Origin of the sequence: Roseivirga seohaensis subsp. aquiponti (assembly GCF_001267955.1) — a bacterium.
In the GTDB taxonomy this organism is placed as follows: Bacteria; Bacteroidota; Bacteroidia; order Cytophagales; family Cyclobacteriaceae; genus Roseivirga; species Roseivirga seohaensis.
In genome coordinates, this window is record NZ_JSVA01000008.1 from 1 (window position 1) to 24237 (window position 24237).

The 24237-nt window shown below is 39.7% G+C and carries 22 protein-coding genes; 10 read left to right on the top strand and 12 right to left on the bottom strand.

Going from position 1 to position 24237, the window contains the following annotated elements; genetic code table 11:
* Nucleotides 1-32 precede the first annotated feature (32 nt).
* Together OB69_RS06920 and OB69_RS06925 are read right to left on the bottom strand one after the other, a co-directional pair.
* Nucleotides 33-584 carry a Pycsar system effector family protein gene (locus OB69_RS06920; protein WP_053222983.1) on the bottom strand — a complete coding sequence of 184 codons (552 nt, stop codon included), beginning with the start codon at nucleotides 582-584 and terminating at the stop codon, nucleotides 33-35.
* The gene (locus tag OB69_RS06925) at nucleotides 581-1570 is read right to left on the bottom strand and encodes an adenylate/guanylate cyclase domain-containing protein (protein WP_053222984.1); all 990 of its coding nucleotides are present in this window, start codon (nucleotides 1568-1570) and stop codon (nucleotides 581-583) included. The genes OB69_RS06920 and OB69_RS06925 overlap by 4 nt, the downstream gene beginning before the upstream one ends.
* A 646-nt stretch (nucleotides 1571-2216) precedes the next feature.
* Between OB69_RS06925 and ltrA the strand changes: the two genes are divergently transcribed.
* On the top strand, nucleotides 2217-3497 hold the full coding sequence (gene ltrA, locus OB69_RS06935; protein ID WP_053222986.1) for a group II intron reverse transcriptase/maturase: 1281 nt from the start codon (nucleotides 2217-2219) through the stop codon (nucleotides 3495-3497).
* Nucleotides 3498-3593: 96 nt separating this feature from the next.
* Here the strand turns inward: ltrA and OB69_RS06940 are convergent, their stop codons facing one another.
* From OB69_RS06940 to rlmF, 3 genes are all read right to left on the bottom strand, one after another.
* Nucleotides 3594-4607 (bottom strand): hypothetical protein, encoded by a 1014-nt coding sequence (locus OB69_RS06940; RefSeq protein ID WP_053222987.1) that lies wholly within the window; start codon nucleotides 4605-4607, stop codon nucleotides 3594-3596.
* 112 nt (nucleotides 4608-4719) lie between these two features.
* The gene (locus OB69_RS06945) at nucleotides 4720-5781 is read right to left on the bottom strand and encodes a tyrosine-type recombinase/integrase (protein ID WP_221404859.1); all 1062 of its coding nucleotides are present in this window, start codon (nucleotides 5779-5781) and stop codon (nucleotides 4720-4722) included.
* Nucleotides 5782-5999: 218 nt separating this feature from the next.
* Nucleotides 6000-7028: a 23S rRNA (adenine(1618)-N(6))-methyltransferase RlmF gene (gene rlmF, locus OB69_RS06950; RefSeq protein ID WP_053223298.1), complete on the bottom strand. Its 1029-nt coding sequence runs from the start codon at nucleotides 7026-7028 to the stop codon at nucleotides 6000-6002.
* A gap of 296 nt (nucleotides 7029-7324) precedes the next feature.
* Here rlmF and OB69_RS06955 point away from each other — a divergent pair, with 296 nt between their 5' ends.
* From OB69_RS06955 to OB69_RS06965, 3 genes are read left to right on the top strand one after another with little or no spacing between them, the layout of a single operon-like run.
* The gene (locus OB69_RS06955; protein ID WP_053222988.1) at nucleotides 7325-8680 is read left to right on the top strand and encodes a hypothetical protein; all 1356 of its coding nucleotides are present in this window, start codon (nucleotides 7325-7327) and stop codon (nucleotides 8678-8680) included.
* 23 nt (nucleotides 8681-8703) lie between these two features.
* Nucleotides 8704-10878: a LodA/GoxA family CTQ-dependent oxidase gene (locus tag OB69_RS06960; protein ID WP_053222989.1), complete on the top strand. Its 2175-nt coding sequence runs from the start codon at nucleotides 8704-8706 to the stop codon at nucleotides 10876-10878.
* 2 nt (nucleotides 10879-10880) lie between these two features.
* A complete protein-coding gene (locus tag OB69_RS06965; protein ID WP_185096876.1) occupies nucleotides 10881-12008 on the top strand; it encodes an NAD(P)/FAD-dependent oxidoreductase in 1128 nt (375 codons plus the stop codon).
* Here the strand turns inward: OB69_RS06965 and OB69_RS06970 are convergent.
* Nucleotides 12001-12786 carry an energy transducer TonB gene (locus tag OB69_RS06970; protein ID WP_221404860.1) on the bottom strand — a complete coding sequence of 262 codons (786 nt, stop codon included), beginning with the start codon at nucleotides 12784-12786 and terminating at the stop codon, nucleotides 12001-12003. The two genes, OB69_RS06965 and OB69_RS06970, sit on opposite strands and share 8 nt — an antisense overlap.
* Before the next feature lie 7 nt (nucleotides 12787-12793).
* Nucleotides 12794-13117, bottom strand: a complete 324-nt coding sequence (locus OB69_RS06975) for a tetratricopeptide repeat protein (protein WP_053222992.1) — start codon at nucleotides 13115-13117, stop codon at nucleotides 12794-12796.
* A 178-nt stretch (nucleotides 13118-13295) separates the two neighbouring features.
* Between OB69_RS06975 and OB69_RS06980 the strand changes: the two genes are divergently transcribed.
* From OB69_RS06980 to OB69_RS07000, 5 genes are all read left to right on the top strand, one after another.
* Entirely contained in the window at nucleotides 13296-14033 is a 738-nt protein-coding gene (locus OB69_RS06980) for an electron transfer flavoprotein subunit beta/FixA family protein (RefSeq protein ID WP_053223299.1), read from the top strand.
* Nucleotides 14034-14052: 19 nt separating this feature from the next.
* On the top strand, nucleotides 14053-15006 hold the full coding sequence (locus tag OB69_RS06985) for an electron transfer flavoprotein subunit alpha/FixB family protein (protein ID WP_053222993.1): 954 nt from the start codon (nucleotides 14053-14055) through the stop codon (nucleotides 15004-15006).
* A gap of 12 nt (nucleotides 15007-15018) precedes the next feature.
* Nucleotides 15019-15606: a bifunctional nuclease family protein gene (locus OB69_RS06990; RefSeq protein WP_053222994.1), complete on the top strand. Its 588-nt coding sequence runs from the start codon at nucleotides 15019-15021 to the stop codon at nucleotides 15604-15606.
* A 167-nt stretch (nucleotides 15607-15773) separates the two neighbouring features.
* Complete coding sequence (locus tag OB69_RS06995; RefSeq protein ID WP_053222995.1) at nucleotides 15774-17087, top strand: NupC/NupG family nucleoside CNT transporter; 1314 nt, start codon at nucleotides 15774-15776, stop codon at nucleotides 17085-17087.
* A 14-nt stretch (nucleotides 17088-17101) separates the two neighbouring features.
* A complete protein-coding gene (locus OB69_RS07000) occupies nucleotides 17102-18178 on the top strand; it encodes an anhydro-N-acetylmuramic acid kinase (RefSeq protein ID WP_053222996.1) in 1077 nt (358 codons plus the stop codon).
* A 13-nt stretch (nucleotides 18179-18191) separates the two neighbouring features.
* Here the strand turns inward: OB69_RS07000 and OB69_RS07005 are convergent, their stop codons facing one another.
* Nucleotides 18192-19328 carry a lycopene cyclase family protein gene (locus tag OB69_RS07005; protein ID WP_053222997.1) on the bottom strand — a complete coding sequence of 379 codons (1137 nt, stop codon included), beginning with the start codon at nucleotides 19326-19328 and terminating at the stop codon, nucleotides 18192-18194.
* A 272-nt stretch (nucleotides 19329-19600) separates the two neighbouring features.
* Between OB69_RS07005 and OB69_RS07010 the strand changes: the two genes are divergently transcribed.
* Nucleotides 19601-20308 carry a hypothetical protein gene (locus tag OB69_RS07010; RefSeq protein ID WP_053222998.1) on the top strand — a complete coding sequence of 236 codons (708 nt, stop codon included), beginning with the start codon at nucleotides 19601-19603 and terminating at the stop codon, nucleotides 20306-20308.
* 17 nt (nucleotides 20309-20325) lie between these two features.
* Here OB69_RS07010 and ygiD read toward each other — a convergent pair whose 3' ends face one another.
* From ygiD to rnc, 4 genes are all read right to left on the bottom strand, one after another.
* Nucleotides 20326-21156: a 4,5-DOPA-extradiol-dioxygenase gene (ygiD, locus tag OB69_RS07015; RefSeq protein WP_053223300.1), complete on the bottom strand. Its 831-nt coding sequence runs from the start codon at nucleotides 21154-21156 to the stop codon at nucleotides 20326-20328.
* A 69-nt stretch (nucleotides 21157-21225) separates the two neighbouring features.
* Entirely contained in the window at nucleotides 21226-21663 is a 438-nt protein-coding gene (locus OB69_RS07020; RefSeq protein WP_053222999.1) for a GNAT family N-acetyltransferase, read from the bottom strand.
* Nucleotides 21664-21668: 5 nt separating this feature from the next.
* Nucleotides 21669-23504, bottom strand: coding sequence for an NAD(+) synthase (gene nadE, locus OB69_RS07025; protein ID WP_053223000.1), 1836 nt, complete (start codon nucleotides 23502-23504; stop codon nucleotides 21669-21671).
* Nucleotides 23505-24236: a ribonuclease III gene (gene rnc / locus OB69_RS07030; RefSeq protein WP_245620790.1), complete on the bottom strand. Its 732-nt coding sequence runs from the start codon at nucleotides 24234-24236 to the stop codon at nucleotides 23505-23507. It lies immediately after the preceding gene.
* Between the last annotated feature and the right edge of the window lies 1 nt (nucleotide 24237).

Consider the following 24237-nt stretch of genomic DNA (forward strand, 5'->3'; position numbering starts at 1 on the left):
CTCACGGCCGTCTACTCGATTGTATGCCGTTTTTATTCGTTTAAATATGTGTACAAGCAAAATATTCCCGCCAATATCACAGTGATATATGCAGATATCGTAATCCATACCGAAATAGTAAAGTGTGAGTACTTTCTACTTGCGATTATTGAGTTTTGTTTTATTTGTTCCGCAATATCCTTTTGCAAAGTTGTATAGTTCTCTTTATCCCTGTCTCCTGTTACTTCTTCGATAATCTCTAAATTATTCTTCCCCTTTAGGTATTCAAAGAATAAGACATTTGGAACTTTTCCCGAATCATAAAAACCACCCTTAATAATTTTTACTCTGGGAGCAAATGAAATAAGACAATTCACAGTAGAAAATATCAGGGAAATGATGACGAATAAAAGATAGTTCTCAATAAATCTTGAATTTGATACAAAATCTAAACTGAGTAATTTGATTATCCCAAAGATTGATGCGCCATTAAAGGCAATTAGCATAGCATTTTTAGCTTCAGCAAACTTTAGCCAATCATTTACATTATTAAATACTTGATAAAGCTGTTGGGTTATATTGTCGGTATCAGATTTTAGACTCATATTTTCCAAGTTAAATTGCTGCCATATACTTTACCTTTAACATTTTGAATTGGCTTGGACTGTTCTTTCCACCAATTGTTAACGATATCATTTGCTTTAGAATTTGCGCTTTTGTATCCTTTATAAACAGCTTCACTAAGTAAAATAGCAGGATATTTATATGTCCTTTTTTTCTTTTCAAACTTGATGTTTTTACCACCACCTGTAAAAAGTCTTCCGTCATCGTAATGCGCAATTGAGTTTGCAAATTCATCAACTGACATCTCAACGGTTTCCACGGTATTTAGGTAAAAAGGAGCATTGGGGTCATAGTTGCTAGTGCTACCTAAAAATGTATCAAAAGAAAAGAGTGGCTTTATTGCTCTTGGATTTATTGGATGTCTAGTCACTTGAAAAAAATCTTCTTCAAATGATTTATTTGCTACATCTGTTAATCGAGATGCTAAGTTCGCTGGATAACCTACCCAAACGAGACCTTTATTTTCTGCATTTTCAGTCCCATTTCTTTGAATGCCGACCTTAATAACCCTTAACTCACCAAAGTCAATACCAATACCGCATTTAAAATCTACCGCAAACTTCTTATCTATAATCTTCTCTGCTACATGATGGATTGAAAGAGCGCAGTGAACAGCATTAACAAAGCAATTCTTTTCAGGAAATACTACCATTACCCTATCTCCAATTATATTTCTAGTGTGACCTTTGTGATGTCTCCCTAACTTTAAAACTGCCTTAGTAAAGGCAGTATAAATTCTACCCATTGTTTGGGTTTGGTGTTTTTCTTGGAGTGCAACCGAATTACGTATGTCAACATATAGAACACAAGTCTGTAATTTCTTTCCCTTTTTCGCAATCCCCCTTTCATAAGTCAAGCCTGAATCACTCATACCTGGAACTACTGATGTATCCAAGTATTCAAAACTTGTTTGTGTTACATCAATAACTTCTTTTTCAATCTCGTCTATGATTGGCTTCACTGGCATCTTAGTGTTTTTTCAAATGGCATACAACGGTTTGGCTATGCACAGTGCGGGTTTTCAAAGCACTTCACTTTCGAACGTGAACAAATATAAAATTGAAAAACTAAACGTGATAAACCCCATAAATCCCGCATTGGGTATAGCCGTTGTGTGTGCCTTGAATGGTGAATATAGGCCAAAAAGATGGCCGTTCCAACGGGTGAAAGTCCCTTAAGCGCTGGGGTCGTGCCCGGAAGCTAAGTAAGTGGCAAGCTGGTTTGGAGTGATCCATGCAGTGAAGTAAGCCAGACTGCGGTATGTGTACTGACGAACAGAAACTACATACAGAGGCTATTAGGTCGGATGAGGTACCACATGCTGCCGAAGTCCAAAGCCCTATTTTGTTTATCAAGATAGGGAGTGTACCGAAATAGTAGATGTAGCAGGAATACATACAAGGATATTTACCTTACCGAGGGAGATCTCGGACTTCACGAGTTGGAGACTGAGAAGTCAGCCGAGGTCATAGTAGTTAACAGGACATGAGCCGACACCTAAATGGATAAAGTCGGAGTTCTCACGAGTTAGCGAAGGACTGAACATTGAATTGCGTCTCAATTCGCAAAGGAATCTACGGATAGCCTTTGCTTAAGCGGACAGAGAAAGAGTAATGATAGGAAAAGTACTACATCCACGCAACCTGACAAGATCATACTACCAAGTAGTAAGAAATAAAGGGAGCGCAGGGGTTGACAAGATGAGTGTTTACGAGTTAGCTTCTTTCAGAGAAGCGAACGTCCAATCACTCGCCAACTCAATTTTGAACAGGAAGTATGTGCCACAGGCTATCAAAGGAGTAGAAATACCCAAAGGGAACGGTAAAACCCGACTATTGGGAGTGCCCACCGTAGTAGACAGGTGGTTGCAACAAGCGGTAGGCCGTCAGCTAGCTACAAAATTCGAGTTAGAATTTGAAGAGCAGAGCTACGGATTTCGTCCGCAGAGAAACATCCATAAGGCAGTCCAGCAAAGCTTGAAATACATCAATGATGGGTATCAGGATATTGTAGACATTGACCTAAAGAGCTTCTTTGATGAAGTGCAACACTACAAGCTACTACAGTTGATTTACAACAAGGTAAAATGTCCGACTACACTATGGCTCATCCGCAAATGGTTGCGAGCACCAATCCTTGTAAAAGGGAAGTTGCAGCAACGCAGAAAAGGCGTGCCACAAGGAAGTCCTTTGAGCCCATTATTATCGAACATATTGCTCGATGTACTGGACAAAGAACTCCAAAGGAAGGGATTGCGTTTTGTGCGCTATGCAGATGATTTTAGTATTTATGCTAAATCAAAAGCCGAGGCAAAGAAGTTGGGGAATGAAGTGTATTTGTTCTTGAAAGAGAAACTAGACTTACCCATCAACCGAGCAAAAAGCGGCATCCGTAGACCAAATACTTTTGAGTTGTTAGGTCATGGATTTACACCAACCTACAAAAAGGGCGAGAAAGGCAAATATCAATTAGTTGTAAAACAAGGGAGCTGGCAGAGTTTGAAACGTAAGCTCAAAGTGATAACCAAGAAAACATTGCCCTACAGTTTCGAAGAGCGGTTAGAGAAGCTTAAACAAGTGTGGCAAGGCTGGGTGAACAACTACCGATTGGCAAGTATTCAGGCCAAACTTAAAACGCTCGATGAGTGGTTACGAAACCGTTTGAGATATTGTATATGGCACGACTGGAAAAAGCTAGAGCGGAAACGTAAGAACCTAATCCGATTGGGGATAGAACAAGGGCAAGCTTATGCTTGGAGTAGAACAAGAATGGGGGGCTGGGCTGTAGCCCAAAGTCCAATTTTGAGAACTACGATTACCTTATCAAGACTAAGACGAAAAGGTTATAAAACAATGCTAGACTACTACTTAAAAACGCAACCTCAAATTCAATGAACCGCCCAGTACGAGAACCGTACGCTGGGTGGTGTGAGAGGCGCACCGTGGGCTTATGGCTCACGGCCGTCTACTCGATTGGGCAATCGTGCTTTTTTATTTTAGGTCAAATGGGTTATTTAATTTACCCGTTCCTTTCAAGTTCTTACCCCTAATCCAAATACTCTCTGCGTCATTTGCATTCAAAAGTCTTTCGATTTCACTCTTTGTGTAAGAGTCTCCTAACCAAATTTCTTTAAGGTTTATCAGTCCTTCAAGTGATTTATCAGCTGGTCTGCAATTATAGCCCGCTATGGTTTCCATTGTCTTGGAATTTTTGATTGGGGCATAAGTGTCGAGGTTTTTGATTCCTTCCATTGACAAGTACTTGATTTTAGGCATACTCGAGATGAAGTCAAGATTTTTGATACTCTTTAAGTTGTCAAGTTTCAAAGCCCAAAGTTGTGAACATTCTTTTAGTATAGAATTGATAACTTCACTTTCAAAACCTCTTACTTGATGGACTTGAAGCCTTTGCAAATTCTCGATTCTTGATAATCCCGAGAAGTCCTTGAAGCTACCCATTGATAACAATAGGACTTGAAGGTTTTTTAGATTTATCAGAAAGTCAAGGTTGTCCGTTTTGATTTCATTAAAACTCAAAAATTCGAGATTCGGAAGCTTTGAAATTGTCTCAACGTTTTTGGAAATTGAGGTGTAAAAAGTCTTTAGATTTCGCAAAGGTTCAAGGATTTCTAATGAAACCTTTGATTTTACATTCTTTGTTATCCCAAGACTTTTTAAGTTCCTTAGTCTGCTTACTTCTTTTAAGTCATTCGTTTCCCACAAATCAATTTGAAGATTTTCAATTTCAATCAGACTGTCCCAATCAATTAATTCTTCGGAATAGTCTCCGTAGAATCGAAGTTCTATTTCAGGTCGTTTTTTAATAGCTGAAATTACTCGGTCGAGTTGTCCGTTTTTTGGTGGTTGTTTGAATTGAAAACGATAAATCCTATTTAGATTCTCGCTTTTTTCAATTTCGTGAAAGTCCACTGATTTCCCTTGACCACCAATTAAGAAATTTGGTTTGTCTCCAATGTCGCAGAGTATTTTGTAGTTAGCAGTCATTTTTTTGCATGTTGCCCAACGTTATGTATACGCCACGTTTGTGGCGCATATATCTCATGTAATTTATCAAAACTTCCTCATAGCATCCAAATATTGGTCGCTATAAGGAAGTTTATTGAAGGTCTATATTGTCTAAAGGTGATTTTATTTTTTTCCAGCCCTTATGAGTAATATGAGTATAAACTTCAGTTGTTTTACTCGAATTATGACCTAGTAATATTTGAATATATCTTATGTCAACTCCCTTTTCCAATAAGTGAGTAGCAAATGAATGCCTCAGTGAATGGAGTGTTACCTTTTTTCTAATTTTGCTTTTAACCAACGCTGTGTAAAAGACTTTTCTAAGGCTTGATGTAGTATACCGACCACCATTTTGTCCCTCAAATAAATACTCTTTGGGTCGAAATTCTTTAAAGTAAATCCTTAGCGTTTCAAGCGCTTTTACTGAAAGTATGCTAACTCTATCTTTTTTTCCTTTCCCTCCTCTAATAAAAACTCTCATTTGCTCTCCATCAATATCCGAGATTCTCAAGTTAATTAACTCACCTGCTCTTAATCCAGAACTGTACACGATGAAGAGCATTGCTTTGTGCTTTAAGTTGGTTACAGTTTTTAGTAAAGCAATTACTTCTTTTTCTGTAAGTACTTTTGGTAATTTGAACTCTTGGATAGGCCTATCAATATGATAATAACCCTTTTCTCGTCCCAATACTTTCTCGAAGTAGAACTTAATTGAATTGATATATTGGTTTTGAGTACTGATTGAAACCTTTTTTGTGTTCACTAAATAGGTTTGAAATTTAGCAACATGGTCATCACTCAATGTTTCTGGGCTAACTTGGGGAAAGTGATTTAAAAATTGTTCAAAAAGAGAAATATATGTGCTGATTGTATTGGGGCTATATCTCTTGCGCTCAAGCTGATCTAGGTACTCTTTTGGGACGTTAATACTTTTATTTCTAATTGTGTGGTTAGAGGCGAGATCATCTTCAATGTTGAATTCTAGTTTGATTTTAGCTTCAGTAGACGAGGAATGTTTAAATAGCCAAAGTCTTAGTTTTGGATCCCAACGACCGTTCAGTTTTTTTGCTTTATCGATTAGAGATTGATCATACGGAATTGCCAAACCAATATATTGTTCACCCTTGGTTGATATGGCTTCTAACTTCAGCAATTCTTAGTGTTTTAAATTCAAGATAGAAAAAAAAGCATCTTACCCGCCAAACCTCAACAAAAAACCCGCTCCTCCCTGATTGTAGGACTACTGTTGTATTCAAACATTAATATAAACCGTTACCGGTTCTGAGAGTGCACTCTAAAAATATAGCCCACGGTTTAAACCCTGGGCTATATTTTTGATATATCATACATAATGGTTTTCACCATTTACATCTACTCAGGTGTTTTTGATAAATCTTCTTTTTCTTTCCATCTCGTGTTTTTCCATTCTTTTTGTTGTGCAGGGGTGAGGAAGGTCCAAGCTACAATGCGGCTACTTTTATTGCCTTGCCCCATGGGAATGGTTTTTACTTCAACCGCTGCTGCTTTTTCTAGCGATTCTAGAATTACAGGCAGGTTCGAAGACTTTGAAACCAAGCTGGAAAACCAATAGCATGATTCACCAAAATTTTTGCTTTCGCGAATCATGGTTTGAATAAACTTTCGTTCTCCGCCATCGCACCAGAGTTCCTTGCTTCTTCCGCCAAAATTCAATACAGGGTCGGCTACTTTTTTCTTGGCCAAGTTGTTCACTTTTCGCGAAGCACTTTCTTGGGCTTCATCGGGAGAACGGTGGAAGGGAGGGTTGCATATTGTAAAGTCAACACGGTCTTCTTTTCTCAAAATACCGTAGAAAATATCCTTTGGCTCGGGCTGTCTTCTCAATTCTATTTTTCCCGCCAAGTTGGGGTTCTGATCTACAATGGCCTGCGCAGATTTAAGGGAAATGGAATCAATATCAGTACCAATAAACGACCAGCCATATTCTTGCGTGCCAATAATGGGGTAAACGCAATTGGCGCCAACACCCACATCAATGCCAGTTACTTTCTTGCCAGTAGGTATTTTTCCGTAATTGCTTGCGCATAGTACATCGGCCATATGATGAATATAATCGGCCCGTCCTGGTATTGGCGGACATAAATAGTTTTCGGGAATGTCCCAGAATTCTAATTTGTATTGGTGTTTCAATAAAGCTTTATTCAATGCCTTTACTGCAGCCGGGTTGGCAAAATCAATGGAATCGTCACCATACTTATTGGGTTGAACGAAGTCGCCTAATTCAGGGGTTCCCTTAATAAGCTGAGGTAAGTCATAGCGGCCTCTATGTTTGTTTCTAGGGTGAAGCTTTGGCTTGGTAGCAGGAGTATTGTCTTTACTCGATTTTTTATTAGGTGTTTTCCTTTCTCTTCTTTCAGACATATCCATATGAGTTTATCAAAGGCAAAGGTACTGTTCAAAACGGAAAAGCACCTATTCTATAACAAATCGAAAAATAACTTAGAGATGGCTCTGATTTTTGGTTAATTATTTTATAACTTTAAAAAGTATATCAACACATGTTTTAGTTATACTTTTTTAAATCAGTTATTAATTACCTACATAGAATATATAAGGGTAATATTTTGGTAAACTTTCTATTCCTAAAATTATTGAAATTGTGAATGGATAATACTTGCCGTTGAAAAAATCTATTAATCAACCTAAATTTTTAAACTATGAAAAACATCGTAAATCAATGTTTTTTCCTTTTACTAGTTACCTGCTTGGTGGCTTGTAATTCTTCACCCAAGGAGAAAACAGAAACTTTGGCAGTGGCCGCTTCGAATACGGGCGGAATCAATGGAGTGGATGGTAACTGTGTTGCACCTCCTGAATGGTTTACTGGGGCTGTTCCTACGCCACAACCGCAAAATTTCCCTCAAGGAGATGATGTAACCAACTGCGACTTCCATTTAATTTCTTGGCAGTACTTTCTATGGCTGACAGAAGAAGTAAATGGAAAGCTACGCTTTGAAAACCTCTATACCAGTAATGCCATTCATCCAGAAACTAAAGATGACACCTATCAGGTATTGGATATTGTAGAGCAAGCGCTTTCTAAGGGGATTTTGATCGATCAGCATGGAAGAGCAGTGTACAGCAACATTATGATCAATGACATCTATCGCGATTGGGTACTTGATAATAAGTTGTATGACCCTGAAGTATTTGTAGATTTTGACGCAACTGCTGATTTTCCGGTAGGCTCTATGTCGTTAAAAGCCAACTGGAAATTGGTGCAGCCAGGAGAAGATGTGAGTAATTTGTACACCACCAAAGCCGATATTCAATTATTGACGATGGTGGATGGTGAGCCTAGAATTCCTGAAGATAATCCGCAAATTCAGAAAGATGTAGAAGTAGCTTTAATAGGCTTACACATTGCTGTTGTAGTAGAGGGGCATCCAGAATTTATTTGGGCCACTTTCGAATTTGATGGCAATGCGCCAAACTTTAAAGAAGATGCAAGCGGTGTAGTGGTGCAAGGCATGAACGACCCAGTATCGGATAAGAATTGGTTGCTATATACTGCCAATACTACAGCCAGAAAAACCAATGCGAATAATGCTGAAATACTAGAGTTTGTAGATGAAAGTAAGCAGACACTTACGCCAGTAACTCAAGTGGCACGTCAGTATGCGCAAGGTGGAGGAAGCTCTACCAATCGTGGTAATATCGATCACCTAAATGCAAATGCGAAAGACCAATTAAAAAAGGAAGGCTCGATTTGGGAGAATTACTTTGAGGTAGGTGCCGTATGGTTCAATACCGAAAAAGGAGTGCTAAAGCCAGATTGGAATCCGAATGTAGATTCAACTATGGTGACAGGTTCGTTAACACTGTCTAATGCAACAATCGAAACGTTTACGCAAAAAGTGCGCTCTCAAAACAGTTGCTTCAGCTGTCACAACACATTCCCTGTTACAAATGTACCGCTCTCTACTAAGGTGCTGCCAGGCAAGAATGCCAATACCAGTCATATTCTTTTAAAGAATTACCAAGGCGGTGGCGAAGTAAAGCGTTCTAATTAATTCAACCTAACCATAAAAATAAAATGGCAAATTCAAGCTTAAGAATACATCCAGCTATTGGCATGGCCAGAGTTGGAAATAGTACAGAATATTATTTAGGGCCAGAAACTATGGCCGCATCTCCGCAAGAGGGGCAAGCGCTTACTGGTGGGCTTCCAATAAAACCGGGCACCGAAAACACTACCATTACCAGTGGTGATTTGCGCGATGCACAAGGTAGGTTGAAAAGGCAAGCGGCTCGCTTTAAGATATTTCAATATCCTAATGAAGGTGATAAACTTACCTTCCCAACTCAAGGAGGAGAAGAAGTGTTGATCGGGTCTACTGTAGACGGTAAAAAAGTGAAAGACATTATTTGGACCGCTCATTTGGCAAATAAAAAAGCCAATTGTTGGGAAATTGATGAAGATGCCAATTTGGGCATTGAGCTTTATAAACCACATGAAGTAACGGTAGATGGGAAAACCATGACGGTGAGTACACCGCCATTGAGAAACCCAGATTTTGATAGCACTTCACCTCAAAACCCTTATACGGTAAATCCAGCAGATACCGACCGTTTAAAGAAACTGGTGATCGATGCTGGGCCTCGTGCAATAAAGGCAAGTCAAGGAACTACGCCTGTAAAATTTGATAACACAACTCAGGCCAGTTATTACGATCAGAGTTTGGGGGCAATTACCAATCAAGCCAATTATCCAATTCAGTTTCCTGCAACTAATGGAAGTGGATCGAATGGAAGCGATCCGATTAGTTATTTGGGGGAAATTATTACTGAGCCAAATGGTAGGCTTTTGGTTTTAGGCGGACATGGTTTGGCTTGTGCTTTCGATAATCAAGGTAATTTTGATGCAAGTCAACCGCTGTGTAAAGATGTAGATAATAACAATTGGTTAGATGATACTTCTGACGGACCTGTAACTGCAGTTTTGGTTTTTGAAGATGGAACCCAACAGGCGATTGAAGGGAGTGCTTGGGCAGTGGTTACTGACCCTGCTTATGCACCTCAAACTCTGAATGTGGTAAATCTTTGGGATGATGTTTATAACACTTGGTTAGAAAACTTCAACCTTCAGCCAGAGGTGTTTAGCAATGGGAAATATAATCCCGAATACAAGCCTTACTTCCAAGATGATATTTTCCCCACATTGAATTCGGCACACATGCAAATGTGGAATACGAATTTACCAGATCAGGCCATTTCGGCTCACGAAAGAGTCAAGTTGTTAACGGAACAAAAGCCGCCTTTCGACATGATGAAGTTTATTCGGAACCCAGATGGTAGCCAGAATAACAATGGTGCGCCACTAATGCCCTTGTCATTGGGTGACGCCAATCAGGCTTTTTTAACTGTTTCGCGTCAGCAATATTTCTTTATGGAACAATGGAATAAAGGATTGAGTGTGGGGGCGAGTCCGCTGCCAATAGGCGAAGGCGAGCAACTCGATAAAACGATTTTGGTGAATTGCCTCGGTGGTCGTTTTAGCCCTGGAATTGATTTGACTTTTATTGTTCGTGACCCAGATTTATATAATAAAGATTGGCAGAACCCAGCAATCGGGCCTTTTAGAATTAATGCCGAAGAATTGAATTATGCATCGGCCACTAAAGATCAGCCCTTTTTGGGAGTAGGCTATACGCCTTTAAGGTCAGACCCTGTTCAGCCAGGTGACTTGTGTAAGTTTATGGCTATTCCTTGGCACACCGACTATAACTCTTGTGCTACGCATACGCCAGCGCCAAATCCAGGCGGAGATATTACCGAAAAGAACGTGTATAGCGGAACGGTGAATACTACTTTGTTCTGGTCTTGGCCAGCACAACGCCCGGTAGCTGTATATACTTTCAATGATTTATCGGCCAATAATGGCGATATCAAATCTACGAAACAGCGTTTTTCAGTACGTGGAGAAGGTACTGCAGCGCAGGAGAATTTATCGACTCCGGGTTGCCCAGCTTCATCAGGTTTCGATACCGCTGCAATGAATGTAGGTCGTTATCAGAACCGTAGAAATATTCTTACGGAATGGGTGAAAATCGGTACGATTATGCAGGGGCCAGCCATTGATGGTTATCCTGATGGTTTTAATAAGGATTATTACTTGGAGGTGGAAAGCCTTTTCGATAAAGATGACAGTAACTTGGTCGTTTTCTGGCCAAATGTTGTCGATGACGAAGTGTACCCTCCTAAAAATTAATTTTGGATATAGTTCCCAACTATAATGTGGCAATAATTGGCGCAGGACCCGCAGGGTGTTCCTGCGCCATTGCTATTTTAAATGTAGGCATAGCAAATGTCACTTTGGTAGATACTTCGAAAACAGGCAAGTTTCATATTGGTGAAAGTATTCCGCCTGAAATGAATCCTATTCTACGTGAATTGGGTGTTGCCGAAGCTTTTCAGGCTCAAGGCCATGAACCTTGTTTTGGAAGTTGTTCTTATTGGAGAAGTGAAAAACGAGGTTATAACGATAGTATTTTGAGTCCGTTCGGGCATGGTTGGCATTTAGACCGAGCCAAATTCAATCAATTTTTAGTAAATGAGGCTGTTGAACGTGGGGCTAAAGTTTTGTCGGGACACAGTTATCAGAGTAGTGCAAAAACTGAGCACGGTTATCAACTCAGTCTGAAAAATGAATTTGGTGAAATTGATTCAATAGAAGCTGATTTTGTAGTGGATGCTTCTGGTGTGCGGAGTGTTTTTGCTACCGATCAAGGAAGTAAGAAGCAGCACGAAACGCCTTTGGTGTGTTTGGCTTTAAGGTTCAAAAATAAGGGGCTTCGCGAAGTATCTAAACTCACGCATTTAGAATCCGTGGAAAATGGTTGGTGGTATGCCGCCAGAATTCCGAACGAACAATTATTGGTAACACTTTACACCAATGCTGAAACGGTAAAAAAATTAGGCCTGAACGACCTTAAAAACTGGATTCAACTTTTGCAGCAATCTCCGAATACGCATCAATGGATTGCTCAAATGGAACCGATTGATCAGAAGTTACTCGGTTTTCCTGCACAGTCTTTTTGCTTAGATCATATTGTGGGCGAAAATTGGATGGCCATAGGAGATGCAGCCTCGGCTTACGACCCGATTACTTCCCAAGGTATCATCAAATCTATAACGCAAGGCATGCGTGCGGCAGAAATTATCGCGCATTGTAAAAATGGGGCTAACGAAGCTCTTCCGTACTTCGAAAAGGAAGTTTTGCATCAGTACGAACAATACAAAGAAGCCCGTCAACATTTTTACAGCTTAGAACAACGTTGGTCTCAAAGTGAGTTTTGGAGGGAGATGCATAGTTTAGTTAGTGCAGTGGGTGCTAATTAGTTCTAAAAACTATTTTTATATCCATAAAGCAGTTAACTGCTTTGCCGTCTTTTATTCCAGGGTTCCAATCTTCAGAGAGTAGAGCTACACGAATAGCTTCTTTGGCTAGGTGTTTATTGACTTTGTCGTTTTGAACTTCCGCTTTAACTATTCTGCCATCGCTCAAAATTGTTAGTCTTAGATTAACATCTCCACTGGTTTCATTTATCGCTGCCTCTCTAGGGTATTTTAAATTCATTAAAAGGTGTTTGTTCCAACCATTTTGGCCTGTGGTGTAATCGGGCGGTATGTCAAGGTCGGCTGTCGCATAAATCCTGTTGTCAGTTGATAAAGTAGCATCCTTATTAGTTAAAAGTCCTTTCTTGTCATAAACCTCAATAAAGGAGTGGCCGTTTTTAACGTCTTCTATTATCCATTCGCCAACTTTTACACCATTTTTATATTGCCCTGTAGTTTGAGATGAGTCTTCAAGGTTAAAAACATAATAATCACCATGCCTCTCGTCTTTAACCAAGTTTAGAGTTTCTATTAAAGTACCGTCCTTTAAGTATTTATGAATAGAACTACTTTTACCTTTCGTGGAGGTGACGTCATACCGAAATACCGATACATCATTTTTAGCAACTTCCTTATTTTTTTTATCAAAATAGGTGGTATCTATTTTTTGAGAAAATGCACTGAAGCATAGAAGGAATGAGAGTAAACAGAGTGTAGCTCGAATCATTTGAAAGGCATTAAAAATTCCCTCTAAATGTAACAGGCTGATCAGATTATTCAAAGCTGAATTAATCCATTTCGAATAATAAATTTTGGTGAGCAGCACTCAGCTCACGTTGTGCTTTTGAATTCTGTTGTTTTTTAGCCAAAGCAATTCCCTGAGCGTAAATGCTTAAGGCTTTTTCATCTTCCATTAAGTCGATGTACACTTGGGCTGCATGATAATAAGTGGGAAGGTAGTCAGGGAATTCTGAAAGCAGCTTGTCAAAATATTCTTTGGCTTTTTCGGGTGATTCATTCAAATATTCATTGGCCAAAGCGTACCAGTTAAACGGGTCGTTGGGTTCTTCCGCTGCAAACTTTTTTAACATGCTCAATCTCTGTTCGTTCATCGTTTACATTGATTTTTATTTACTTCATTATTGACTATCTTCGGGGCAAATTTAAGGTTTAAGCCTTCTTTTTATATCGTTTCCCTCAAATAAAGGACTTTTTAACTTAAAGTTGAACACAAGGCCAAATGAGGGGTTTATTGTAGAAATTCATTATTCAAAAAATCATAAAGCAAGCATGAATATACTCGTTTGTATCACCCACGTACCTGATACTACTTCGCGCATCGCTTTCACAGAAAACAATACCAAGTTCGATAAGAATGGTGTACAATTTATCATCGGCCCATACGATGATTACGCACTTGCCAGAGCGGTAGAGTTGAAGGAAGCCAATGGAGGTAAAGTAACCGTTTTAAATGTTGGAGAAGCTGAAACTGAACCAACTTTGAGAAAAGCATTGGCCATTGGAGCCGATGAAGCCATAAGAGTAAACGCATTCCCTTCTGATTCTTACTTCGTTGCCAAGCAAATTGCCGATGTGGCAAAACAAGGTGAATACGATTTGATTTTGATGGGCCGTGAGTCGATCGACTTTAACGGTGGCATGGTACACGGTATGGTTGGCGAAATGCTAGGCTTGCCTTCATTCTCTCCAGTAATGGTGTTAGAAATGGAGGGAAATACGGCTAAAATCACCCGTGAAATCGAAGGAGGAAAAGAAAAGCTAGAAGTGAATTTGCCTTTCGTTGCAGGTTGTCAAGAGCCTATCGCAGAATGGAAAATCCCTAACATGAGAGGTATTATGTCGGCCAGAACTAAGCCATTGAATGTGGTAGAGCCTACCGACAATACAAAACTTACTGAGATTGCTCAATATGAATTGCCAGCACCAAAAGGAGCGGTGAAAATGATTGATGCAGACAATGTGGAAGAGTTGGTAAACCTACTCAAAAACGAAGCGAAAGTAATTTAAACCTCCAAACGCAAATAACATGTCAGTTTTAGTATTTATAGAAACAGAAGACGGAAAAATTAAGAAATCCTCAAGAGAGGCCATTTCATATGGAGCTGCGATTGGGGAAGTAACCGCCATTGCTTTAGGTTCGGTATCGAACGAAGAATTGGCTTCAGCCGGAGTAAATGGTGCCACTAAGGTATTACATGCTGCTGATGAAAAACTTAATGCGGGTTTGATTCAGCCTTATACAGAAGTAATTGCCAAAGCATTTGAAAGTACTGGTGCCGAAGTATTGGTAACCGCAAAATCATCATTAGCAGACGCAGTAGTAGGTAGAGTTTCAGTAAAATTAGGAGTCGCTTTGGCTTCGAATGTATCGGAATTACCAACAACGGATAGCGGTTTTGTAGTGAAGCAAAGCATTTACACAGGTAAAGCTTTTGTAAACACTACTTTAACTACCGACAAGAAAATATTGGCCATAAAGAAAAATGCCATTGAGCTAAAAACAGACGGAGCAGCAGCTTCAGTAGAGGCTTTTGATGTGGCACTAGATGATGCGTTATTCGGTGCAAAAATCACTTCTTCCGAAAAAGCAGAGGGTGATGTATTGTTACCTGAAGCAGATATCGTAGTATCTGGTGGTCGAGGATTAAAAGGCCCTGAAAACTGGGGAATTATTGAAGACTTAGCGAAAACGCTTGGCGCAGCTACAGGCTGCTCAAAACCAGTTTCGGATATGGACTGGAGACCTCACCATGAGCACGTTGGTCAAACAGGTGTAAAAGTGAGCCCTTCACTGTATATCGCGGTAGGTATTTCTGGCGCTATTCAGCATTTGGCTGGTGTTAACTCTTCAAAATACATTGTTGTAATCAACAAAGATGAAGAAGCACCATTTTTCAAAGCTGCTGATTATGGTATTGTTGGTGATGCTTTTGAAGTATTGCCTAAGTTGAACGAAGCCCTTAAAAAAGCTTTAGCCTAGTTTTCTACTATTTTGAAAAAAATACAAATCGAAATCCTGGGTCTTTCCTCCAGTCAGTCGCAAACTTCTGGTTCTTTCGCACTTGTGCTCGGTGAAGTGGAAGGCGAAAGAAGATTGCCCATTATTATCGGGATGTTCGAGGCCCAAGCCATTGCGCTGGAAATTGAAAAGATTGTTCCTAACCGCCCAATGACGCATGATTTATTTAAATCATTCGCTAATGGTTTTGGCTTTAGTGTCGAACATATAATCATATCCGATTTAAAAGAAGGCGTCTTTTTTGCTAAAATCGTTTGTACCGATGGTATCAAAACCATCGATATTGATGCAAGACCCTCTGATGCCATTGCTATCGGAATCCGATTCGATGTTCCTTTCTATACTTATGAAACTGTGCTTTCAGAAGCCGGAATCATACTTACTGATGAGGAAGAAGTAGCCGAGGACATGGAAGACGCTCCAGTTGTAGAAAAGCCAAAAGGAGATCGATTGCAAGATTTCACCTTAGATAAGCTTCAGCAAATGCTGGATGAAGCCTTGGGTAATGAAGATTACGAAAAGGCGGCTAAGATTAGGGATGAAATGAATAGAAGAAGCTAGTAAAATATATAAAGCCTTTCTGAATAAAATCGGAAGGGCTTTATTGTGTTTAATAAGTTCTGTTAACTTTAACAGGCTGATCTCTTGAGTAATTCTTTCGAGGTCACAATGGAGTGGTTTTTAAGTCACTTTTTTAATATCAGAAATTCACATGTGAGCAGTTAATCATGGCCATTGTAAGAGGAATAATTGGATTGATAGTGTTAATCGGAATCGCCTATTTACTATCAAGCAGAAGAAAGAAGGTTGATTGGAGATTAGTAGGGGTTGGAGTCGTTATACAATTAGTAATTGCACTGCTTATTTCAGAAGTAGGCTTTATTCAATTGGCATTCGATAAAGTGAGTCAAGCTTTTGTTACTTTTTTGGGCTTTTCGCTTAATGGTGCTGAATTTTTGTATGGTGATTTGGCAAAAAATAGCAGTGCTACAGAAGGCGTAAATCACAGTTTGGGTTTTCTCTTTGTTTTTCAAGCTTTACCCACAGTAATTTTCTTTTCTGCGGTTACAGCAGGTCTATATTACTTGGGAATCCTTCAAAAAATCGTTTATGGTTTTGCATGGATCATGGCCAAAACTATGCGTTTGTCAGGTGCTGAATCAATGTCTGCTGCCGGAAATATCTTTCTAGGTCAAACCGAAGCTCCGCTTTTGGTAAAGCCTTTTATCGGTAAAATGACCAACTCTGAATTGCTCTGCTTAATGACAGGCGGAATGGCTACTATTGCTGGATCAGTATTGGGAGCTTATGTGTCTTTTTTAGGAGGAGGAGATCCAGCCCAACAAGCCAAGTTTGCCACCTATCTTTTGAGTGCATCTATTATGAATGCCCCTGCGGCCATTGTAATGTCTAAAATATTCTTGCCAGAATTAGAGCCAGAAAAAATCGATTCGCGATTGAAGGTGAATAAAGATCAGATTGGTGTTAACGTGATTGATGCCCTGGCTGGTGGCGCATCAGACGGAATGAAATTGGCGATGAACATCGCTGCTATGCTGCTCGCTTTTATCGCAGTAATCTATTCCCTTAACTGGGTTTTGGTAGATGGAATTGGTGCTTGGACAGGTTTAAATACATATGTGGTTTCAAGCACAAATGGCGTGTTTAGCGGTTTTAGTCTTGAGTACATATTGGGTCAGGTTTTTAGAGTGTTTGCCTTTATAATGGGGGTAGAATGGTCTGAAACCCTGCAAGTAGGAAGCTTGATTGGTCAGAAAACCGTAATCAACGAGTTTGTGGCTTATTTAAGTTTGGCCGATATGAAGGCTGCTGGTGATCTTAGTGAGAAATCCATAATTATCGCCACTTATGCGCTATGCGGTTTTGCGAACTTCTCATCCATCGCAATTCAAATTGGAGGTATTGGTGGTTTAGCGCCAAATCGTCAAGGAGATTTATCGAGGCTGGGAGTTAAGGCATTAATGGCCGCAACCTTGGCCACCATGATGACCGCAACAATTGCAGGTGCGCTGTTTGGCTAATTTCAAATACTGAGATGAAAGAAACCTACCATGTTTTAGGTTTGATGTCGGGCACATCATTGGATGGCCTGGACATGGCGTACTGTTCTTTTTGGAAAGAGGATGGTCGGTGGTGCTTTTCATTGAACAAATCCACTTGTATAGAATATTCCCCTGATTTTCAGGAGAAGCTTAAATGTTCTATTGAGCTTTCTGCTTTAGATTTATTGCTGCTCAACAATGAATTTGGCAAGTGGATGGGTGAGCAGGCTAAAACTTTCATAAACAAGAATCAGTTAGAAGTTGATTTTGTTTCCAGCCACGGACATACCGTTTTTCACCAAATAGACAAAGAACTCACATACCAAATAGGAGCAGGGCAGACATTGGCCAATGCTGCTGGTCAAAAAGTGATTTGCGACTTCCGTACGCTCGATGTAACACTCGGAGGACAAGGTGCGCCTTTGGTACCCATAGGCGATGAACTCCTTTTCTCTGATTATGATTTCTGCTTGAATTTGGGCGGTATTTCTAACGCTTCCTTCCGAATCAATGGAATGAGGAAAGCCTTCGATATTTCGCCTGCTAATATGTTGTTAAGCTATATATTGAAATCGACAGGGAAGTGTTTTGATGATGAGGGCAAAATGGCGAGTTCTGGTAAATTGGTTGAACCGTTATGGAATGCGCTAAATGCATTAGGCTTTTATCAGCAGCCATTCCCAAAGTCGTTGGGCTATGAATGGTTCAGAGATGAAATGATGCCTATGATTGATGATTCGCAGGCGAATGTTGAAGATCAATTGCATACTGCGGTGCATCACATTGCTTTTCAGATTAGTGAAAGCTTGAAGCCTTATGCAGCAATGAATAACAAAATGTTGGTGACGGGCGGAGGAGCTAAGAATTTATTTCTCATAGAAATGATTCAGTATTATTTAGGCAATTCAATAGAAGTAGTAATTCCCGAAACCTCAGTAATCGACTTTAAAGAAGCCATCGTTTTTGCTTTTATGGGCGTGTTGAGAAGTGAGGGAGAAATTAATTGCCTAAGTTCTGTAACGGGTGCTTCGAAAGATTCATCTTCTGGTGTAATTTTCTATCCTTGGTAAAATCTCTTTAAAATTACTTTCCGAAGGTTTTTATGAAGGCTTTTCCAAAAGCCAAAATAGGGGTAGAAGACATTATTTTCATTTCTTCGGCTAGATTGGTTTCCTCATCTAAAAATTTAAATACGGCTTTCGCACCGTTTTTCTCAAACAGGTCAGAGAATATTTGAGCCCCAGAATGTCGGCCACTCTTCAATACATTTAACAATGTACTGTCATATTTCTGGAACCTCTTTTTCTGATGAGGTAAATCTGCTAATGGATCTTTTTGCTTGGCTAGATTACTCGCCATCTTCTTTAAGATGTGTTGTGATCGCAAAAAAGTATATCCAGTGGAGGGTTTTGCAAAACCACCACTAATACCAATGTTGATAATTTTACCATCCTTCGCTAGAAAAGGAAAGTCAGTCATCGGAATCACACCAAACTCTTCTTCCAAAACCTTGTAATCCTCTATTTTTAGAAAATTGTTGAGATAGTCATCCAATCCTAAATCGTACGCTTCGGGTTGAAGCAATTGTTCACTAAAAATGGTGTATTCTACCAAGGCCTCATTGGGAGAAAATGGAAGTACATAACCAAATCGGCAGTCGCCTTTTTGATCTATTCTGAAATCCATGTAGGTCATTGCTTCGGCATCGAAGTAAGGCTCGTCAGTTTGTATAAACCGTCCTTTAAAATGCTGTAAAAACTGTACGTGCTTGGATGGAATATTGAAGTCTTTCAGCCCTGTAATGCTGTTGAAAATCATATTTCCCGAATAGATTTCGGTGCTTGTTTTCACAATTCCTAGAGGGTCAATTTCAATAATACTTTCCTTAAGCCAAGTAAGATTATTGAATTTGCTCAGCTCGTATTTTATAAAATCATAGAAATCCTTACCTCTTATCATTTTGTATGAGTAGGGCGAAAGGGCAAATGTTTGACTGAAAGTGGGGCCATGAAACGAAGCTTTGCTCCACTGTTTGCAAACAAGGTTTTCGAATAGATTTGCGTCTTTTTCCCAGAAGCACCAAGTACGATCATTTGTCGATTTATCGTCCTTATCGATAATAAGTATGGTTTTTTCACTATTTTCGTGTGCCAACAGCAAATAAGCGAGGGTCAATCCCGCTGCTCCACCTCCCGCTATTATATAATCGAATTGCTTCATTAACTATGTAAACTTAAAGTATAAAACTATGTTTTGGTCATTTATAGCGTGGAAAATGACCGAGTAGATTCTTTGTTGAAGGATTAAATTAAATTGTTAGGTTTGAGGCCTAACAGCACATTAGTAAATCTGGGAAACCCTTTAAGGGACTAATGAATTGTAAACCTATCATATTGCTCTGCCTTTGCAGTGTCCTCTTTTCATGTACAGAGAGGTTAATATGTCCTGCGTATCAAACTTCTCTAATTCTAGACAATGATTACCGCCAACAGATGTTTTCACCATTTACTGTTTTTGAAGGCGATACCATTCCAAAAATGCCTTATGGCTTTGTAAAAGATAGAACTGATGAATTGGATGAATCTTTTTATGCCGCTGCTGAAGGTAAGGGATTTAGAGTTCAAAAGGGACGAGCGTATTCTATGGAGAAGGAAGGCTTTGAGTATAGTAATCGAAAGCGCTCATCATTTATTGCCAGAATTTGGTCTAGCCCCGAGAGACCTGTTTTAGAAAATCCATATCTCCTTGATCGAATTTTAAAGAAACGTCCCTTTTACAAGTTAGACATTGTAGTGCCAGAGCTAATCCATATTGGTATTCTAGATTCCCTTGAAACGGAAGTGCAAGCCCTAAACGATACGATGGCCTTAGATTCTGCGGCTAAAAAGAAGGTGGTTACAGAAACTATTTTAACCACTCCTGAAGGCTATAATGGCTATAATGTTGACCAGCTCAATTACAATAAGAAGTTCGGTCATTTGTTCCCTCAGCCTCCTCCTCTACCAGACCCAATAGATTCTGTAGCTTATAAAAAAGCTTTGAAAGACGCTGCTGCAGCAGATACACTTTCTACTGAAAAGAAAGGTGTTTTTGGTATGTTTAAGAAGAAGGACAAAGCAGCCAAACCTCCTAAAGAGAAAAAGAAAGACAAGAAGAACAATGAAGAAGCGATAAAGGAGGAAGAGGTTGGTAACGAATAGATGTTCTGAAGTCCGGTTTATCCTCCAATTTTCACTGAAGTCATAGTCAAAGAACCAGCTATCGACTTGTCGTTGAACAGTGATATAGGCTCATTTTTACCTTTCAATGCCAAGGTGTAAAGTAAAGGGAGATAATGCTCAGGAGTTGGAATTGAAAGCTCAAAAGCTCGTCCATTCGCCTTGTAATTAATCAATGAATCGTGGTTACCATTCAGAATAAAATCATTCATCTTTTCTTTGGCTTCCAAAGCCCAATCGTGGGCATAGCCAACGGTATTAATTTGGTTCCAAGCTACTAAGCGTAAATTATGAACCATATTTCCGCTTCCAATAATCAGAACACCTTTTCGCCTTAGTACAGATAACTGCTTCGCTAGGTCATAGTGGTATTGAGGAGGCTGATTATAGTCTAAACTCATTTGAATCACTGGCACATCTGCGTTGGGGTATAGGTGTTTTATCACACTCCAAGCGCCATGGTCGAGCCCCCAATCATGGTCAAGTCCAATGGCTGTTTTTGTAACAATTCTTTTGGTTTCTTCCGCCAGCGCTGGACTTCCAGGGGCTGGGTATTGCACTTCAAAAAGTTGTTTTGGGAAGCCTCCAAAATCATGAATGGTTTTAGGATACCCCATGGCGGTAACAAAAGTGCCGCTTGTTTCCCAGTGGGCTGAAATACAGAGAATGGCATTAGGTTTAGGGATTTCTGTGGCTACTTTCCTAAAGCCTTCCACGAACTCATTTTCTTCAATGGCATTCATTGGGTTTCCATGCCCAAGAAAGAGTACAGGCATTTTCTCTGTATTGGAAAAAGATGAGGAAATTTTACTGAGTTCGTTAAGTTTCATTGCCATTCCGTGTTAACATCATTAAAGCTAAATGAATTCACTTAAACCCACCACAATGGATAATGGCAATTATAATTCCATGTGTAAAATGGGGTAGGGCTTGCCTGTGCCATCAAGTTCAGAGCGGTCAATGATTTTGAAACCCATATTTTGGTAGAATCCAACGGCTTGTTCGTTGTCTTCATTTACATCTACCTTAGAAGAATGAAGTGTTCTAATAGCATATTGGGCAAGTATTTTCCCAATTCCTTTACCACGAGCGTCTGGGTGAATAAAAAGCATTTCAATGTTTTGTTCAGCTACTCCCAGAAAACCAATGATGTTTTTATTGCTATCGCGAACACAGCGCAAATCAACGGCTTTCAAATACTCGTTTAGAATCAAAGGTTTGAAATAGAGAATATCTTCTTCTTTCAGAAAATGGTGAGTAGCCCTAACTGAAGCTTCCCAAACATCAACAATCGCAGGGAATTCGTATGGTTGTACAAAGTCAACTTTAAGCTCCATTTCCCCTACAATTCTTTCAACTCTTCTATAAAACCAGCTGATAAAATAGGGAATCGGCACCAAGTACGCGGGTCCACATTGAATTCATCTAAGTGAAACGCAGGGGCAAGTCGTTCTCTTTTCCATTGGTTTCTACTCCAAAGTTTGTAAAACTTGATAATATGATCTTTTAAAAGATTTTCATCTTCAAGCTCTTTCTTTTTTAGATTTTCGAAAACCTCTTTGGGCGATTGATGATCTCGAATGGCCAATTGCTCAATGGCGAGCAAAATAGGGTAAGGCATTAAATCATCCTCATCGGTTTGATGCTGATCTTTTGGCCTTAGTTCAGCTGTTGGCGCTAAGGCGTTAATCTTGGCTAAGCCAGTATAGCCCAATTGTTCTTCTGCATAAACTAACCACTTTCTGATAAAGACTTTGTCTACACTTGATATAGGAGCTAGGCTACCGCTGGTGTCTCCATCCATCGTTGCGTAACCCACACTGCCCTCGCTTCGGTTCGAAGTAGTAAGTAGCACTCTGTTCTTAATATTGGAGAGCATCCATATAATAGGGCTCCTGGAGCGGGCCTGAATATTCTGAAGCGTGATGTCATCGGTTTCCCAATCCAGTTTTCTATGGAGGGCCGTTTCTATGGTCGAAGTATAATTCTCAACAGCCTTGTCGATTGTCCAATGATAGAAAGCAGCTCCTATGGAATTGGCAAGTTCTTGAGCCGCATTTAACGTATCATCCGATGAGTTAATCGATCCTTGGTAGGCTGTGGCGAAAATTTCACCAACGATTTCTTTTTGATTTTTTCCTTCTAAATCCAGTCGGTTAATGCTTTTCAGAAACGCTGATTTTCCTAAAGTTTCAATGGCTCTTTTTACCATTTCGGCTACTAACACTGCACAAGTAGCCGAGTCAGCGCCACCACTTATTGATAACGCATAGCCATTGCTTCGGCTTTTTCTTAAATAATCAAACAATGCTAAACCAGCGGCTTTAGGGAACTCAATTTCCTTTGGGTCAATCGGGCTAACATTGTGTGGCTGCGTGTTTCCTTCTGAATTTACATCTGCCCAAATGACCTGATGTGGCTTGAAAGAAAGCAATTCATTCCTTAAGATGAGTTCTCCGTTCTGGGCAATCATCATTTCCCCATCAAAAATCATTCTACCAGCTTCGTTTCCCAAAAGGTTGGCATACACATAAGTGCACTTAAAGTCTGTTGAAGATTTCTTAACCAAGTCAATTCGTTGCAAGGTTTTCTCCATTGCAAAGTGGCTCGCACTTGGGTTGAGTATTAGGTTTACTTCTTTTTCACAAAGTCTGTGTGCAGGGCGTACAACACCCCTCCAAGCATCTTCACATATTTCGAAGCCAATTTTCCAATCTTTATAATCGAAAGTAAGGTCTCCGATAGGATAATTTTTTCCTCCTAATTCAATTTCTAGAACTTCCCCAATTGGCCATGGAGTAAACCATCTAGGTTCGTAGTGCACTCCGTCTAGCGCCATATACTGCTTGGCATACACGCCTAAAATTTCTTGGTTGTAAACTACTACAGCGCAATTATAAAGTTTACCAGTAAAATAAAGTGGAAGATTGAAGCTGGTAAACAAATCCTTTGTTTCCGCTACAAGTTCAGGAAGAAAGGACTTGGCTTTTTCTGGAAGCCAATGGCTCAGAAAAAGGTCTTCACACCCATAAGAGGTTACCGATAGCTCAGGAAGACATAAAATTTCAATTCCTTCATTCCGGGCTTCATTTAAAGCCTTTTTGAGTTGAAGAATATTGTTCGTCCAGTCGAGAGGGGTTTGGTTTACTGTGGCAGTACCAATGCGATAAATTCCCATTTATTCAATTTCAAGTGAAATGCATGCCTCACGGGCTGCATCTTGCTCTGCTTTCTTTTTGCTTAAACCATGCCCCTTGGCTATTGGTTCGTCATCAATTAAAACTTGAATCACAAACTCTTTAAAGTGGGTTTTTTCCTTGGTTTCAAGCAGTTCAAAGCTAGTGGTTTTCCCATTCTTCTGCGACCATTCTATGAGTTTGCTCTTATAGTTTTTTGTGGTGCTGATAATTTCCTCAATATCGAAATGGGGAATAAGGAGTTTGTTGACGATAAATTTTTGAGAGCGATTAAAACCTTGGTCTACATAGACAGCACCAATAAGAGCTTCTAGTGTATTGCCGTATATAGATTTATGTGAATTGGGGGTTTTTCTTCTCGTATCGAATTGAACAATGTGATTTACTCCGATTTTTCGAGCGAGAAGGTTTAAGGAGTCTCTGCTTACAATTCTAGATCTTATTTCTGTAAGAAAACCCTCGTCTTTGTAAGGGTATTTTTTGAAGATGTAATTAGCGACTACAAGCCCTAAAACGGCATCGCCTAGGTACTCTAACCTTTCGTTCGACTCTTTTACTCCATCTTTTACCGATTTGGCCACAGATGTGTGCTGGGTCGCAATTTTGTAAGGCTTTAAATTAAAAGGCTTACTGCCCACAATTGTTTTAATTGAGGCAATAAGCTTTTTATCTTCTTTTGAAAGGGTTTTAAATTGGGTTAACCACAACCGCACT

Coding starts and splice junctions, on each gene's coding strand:
- OB69_RS06920 (WP_053222983.1), bottom strand. CDS start 584: ATGAGTCTAAAATCTGATACCGACAATATAACCCAACAGCTTTATCAA.
- OB69_RS06925 (WP_053222984.1), bottom strand. CDS start 1,570: ATGCCAGTGAAGCCAATCATAGACGAGATTGAAAAAGAAGTTATTGAT.
- ltrA (WP_053222986.1), top strand. CDS start 2,217: ATGATAGGAAAAGTACTACATCCACGCAACCTGACAAGATCATACTAC.
- OB69_RS06940 (WP_053222987.1), bottom strand. CDS start 4,607: ATGACTGCTAACTACAAAATACTCTGCGACATTGGAGACAAACCAAAT.
- rlmF (WP_053223298.1), bottom strand. CDS start 7,028: ATGTCTGAAAGAAGAGAAAGGAAAACACCTAATAAAAAATCGAGTAAA.
- OB69_RS06955 (WP_053222988.1), top strand. CDS start 7,325: ATGAAAAACATCGTAAATCAATGTTTTTTCCTTTTACTAGTTACCTGC.
- OB69_RS06960 (WP_053222989.1), top strand. CDS start 8,704: ATGGCAAATTCAAGCTTAAGAATACATCCAGCTATTGGCATGGCCAGA.
- OB69_RS06975 (WP_053222992.1), bottom strand. CDS start 13,117: ATGAACGAACAGAGATTGAGCATGTTAAAAAAGTTTGCAGCGGAAGAA.
- OB69_RS06980 (WP_053223299.1), top strand. CDS start 13,296: ATGAATATACTCGTTTGTATCACCCACGTACCTGATACTACTTCGCGC.
- OB69_RS06985 (WP_053222993.1), top strand. CDS start 14,053: ATGTCAGTTTTAGTATTTATAGAAACAGAAGACGGAAAAATTAAGAAA.
- OB69_RS06995 (WP_053222995.1), top strand. CDS start 15,774: ATGGCCATTGTAAGAGGAATAATTGGATTGATAGTGTTAATCGGAATC.
- OB69_RS07000 (WP_053222996.1), top strand. CDS start 17,102: ATGAAAGAAACCTACCATGTTTTAGGTTTGATGTCGGGCACATCATTG.
- OB69_RS07005 (WP_053222997.1), bottom strand. CDS start 19,328: ATGAAGCAATTCGATTATATAATAGCGGGAGGTGGAGCAGCGGGATTG.
- OB69_RS07010 (WP_053222998.1), top strand. CDS start 19,601: ATGTTTTCACCATTTACTGTTTTTGAAGGCGATACCATTCCAAAAATG.
- ygiD (WP_053223300.1), bottom strand. CDS start 21,156: ATGAAACTTAACGAACTCAGTAAAATTTCCTCATCTTTTTCCAATACA.
- OB69_RS07020 (WP_053222999.1), bottom strand. CDS start 21,663: ATGGAGCTTAAAGTTGACTTTGTACAACCATACGAATTCCCTGCGATT.
- nadE (WP_053223000.1), bottom strand. CDS start 23,504: ATGGGAATTTATCGCATTGGTACTGCCACAGTAAACCAAACCCCTCTC.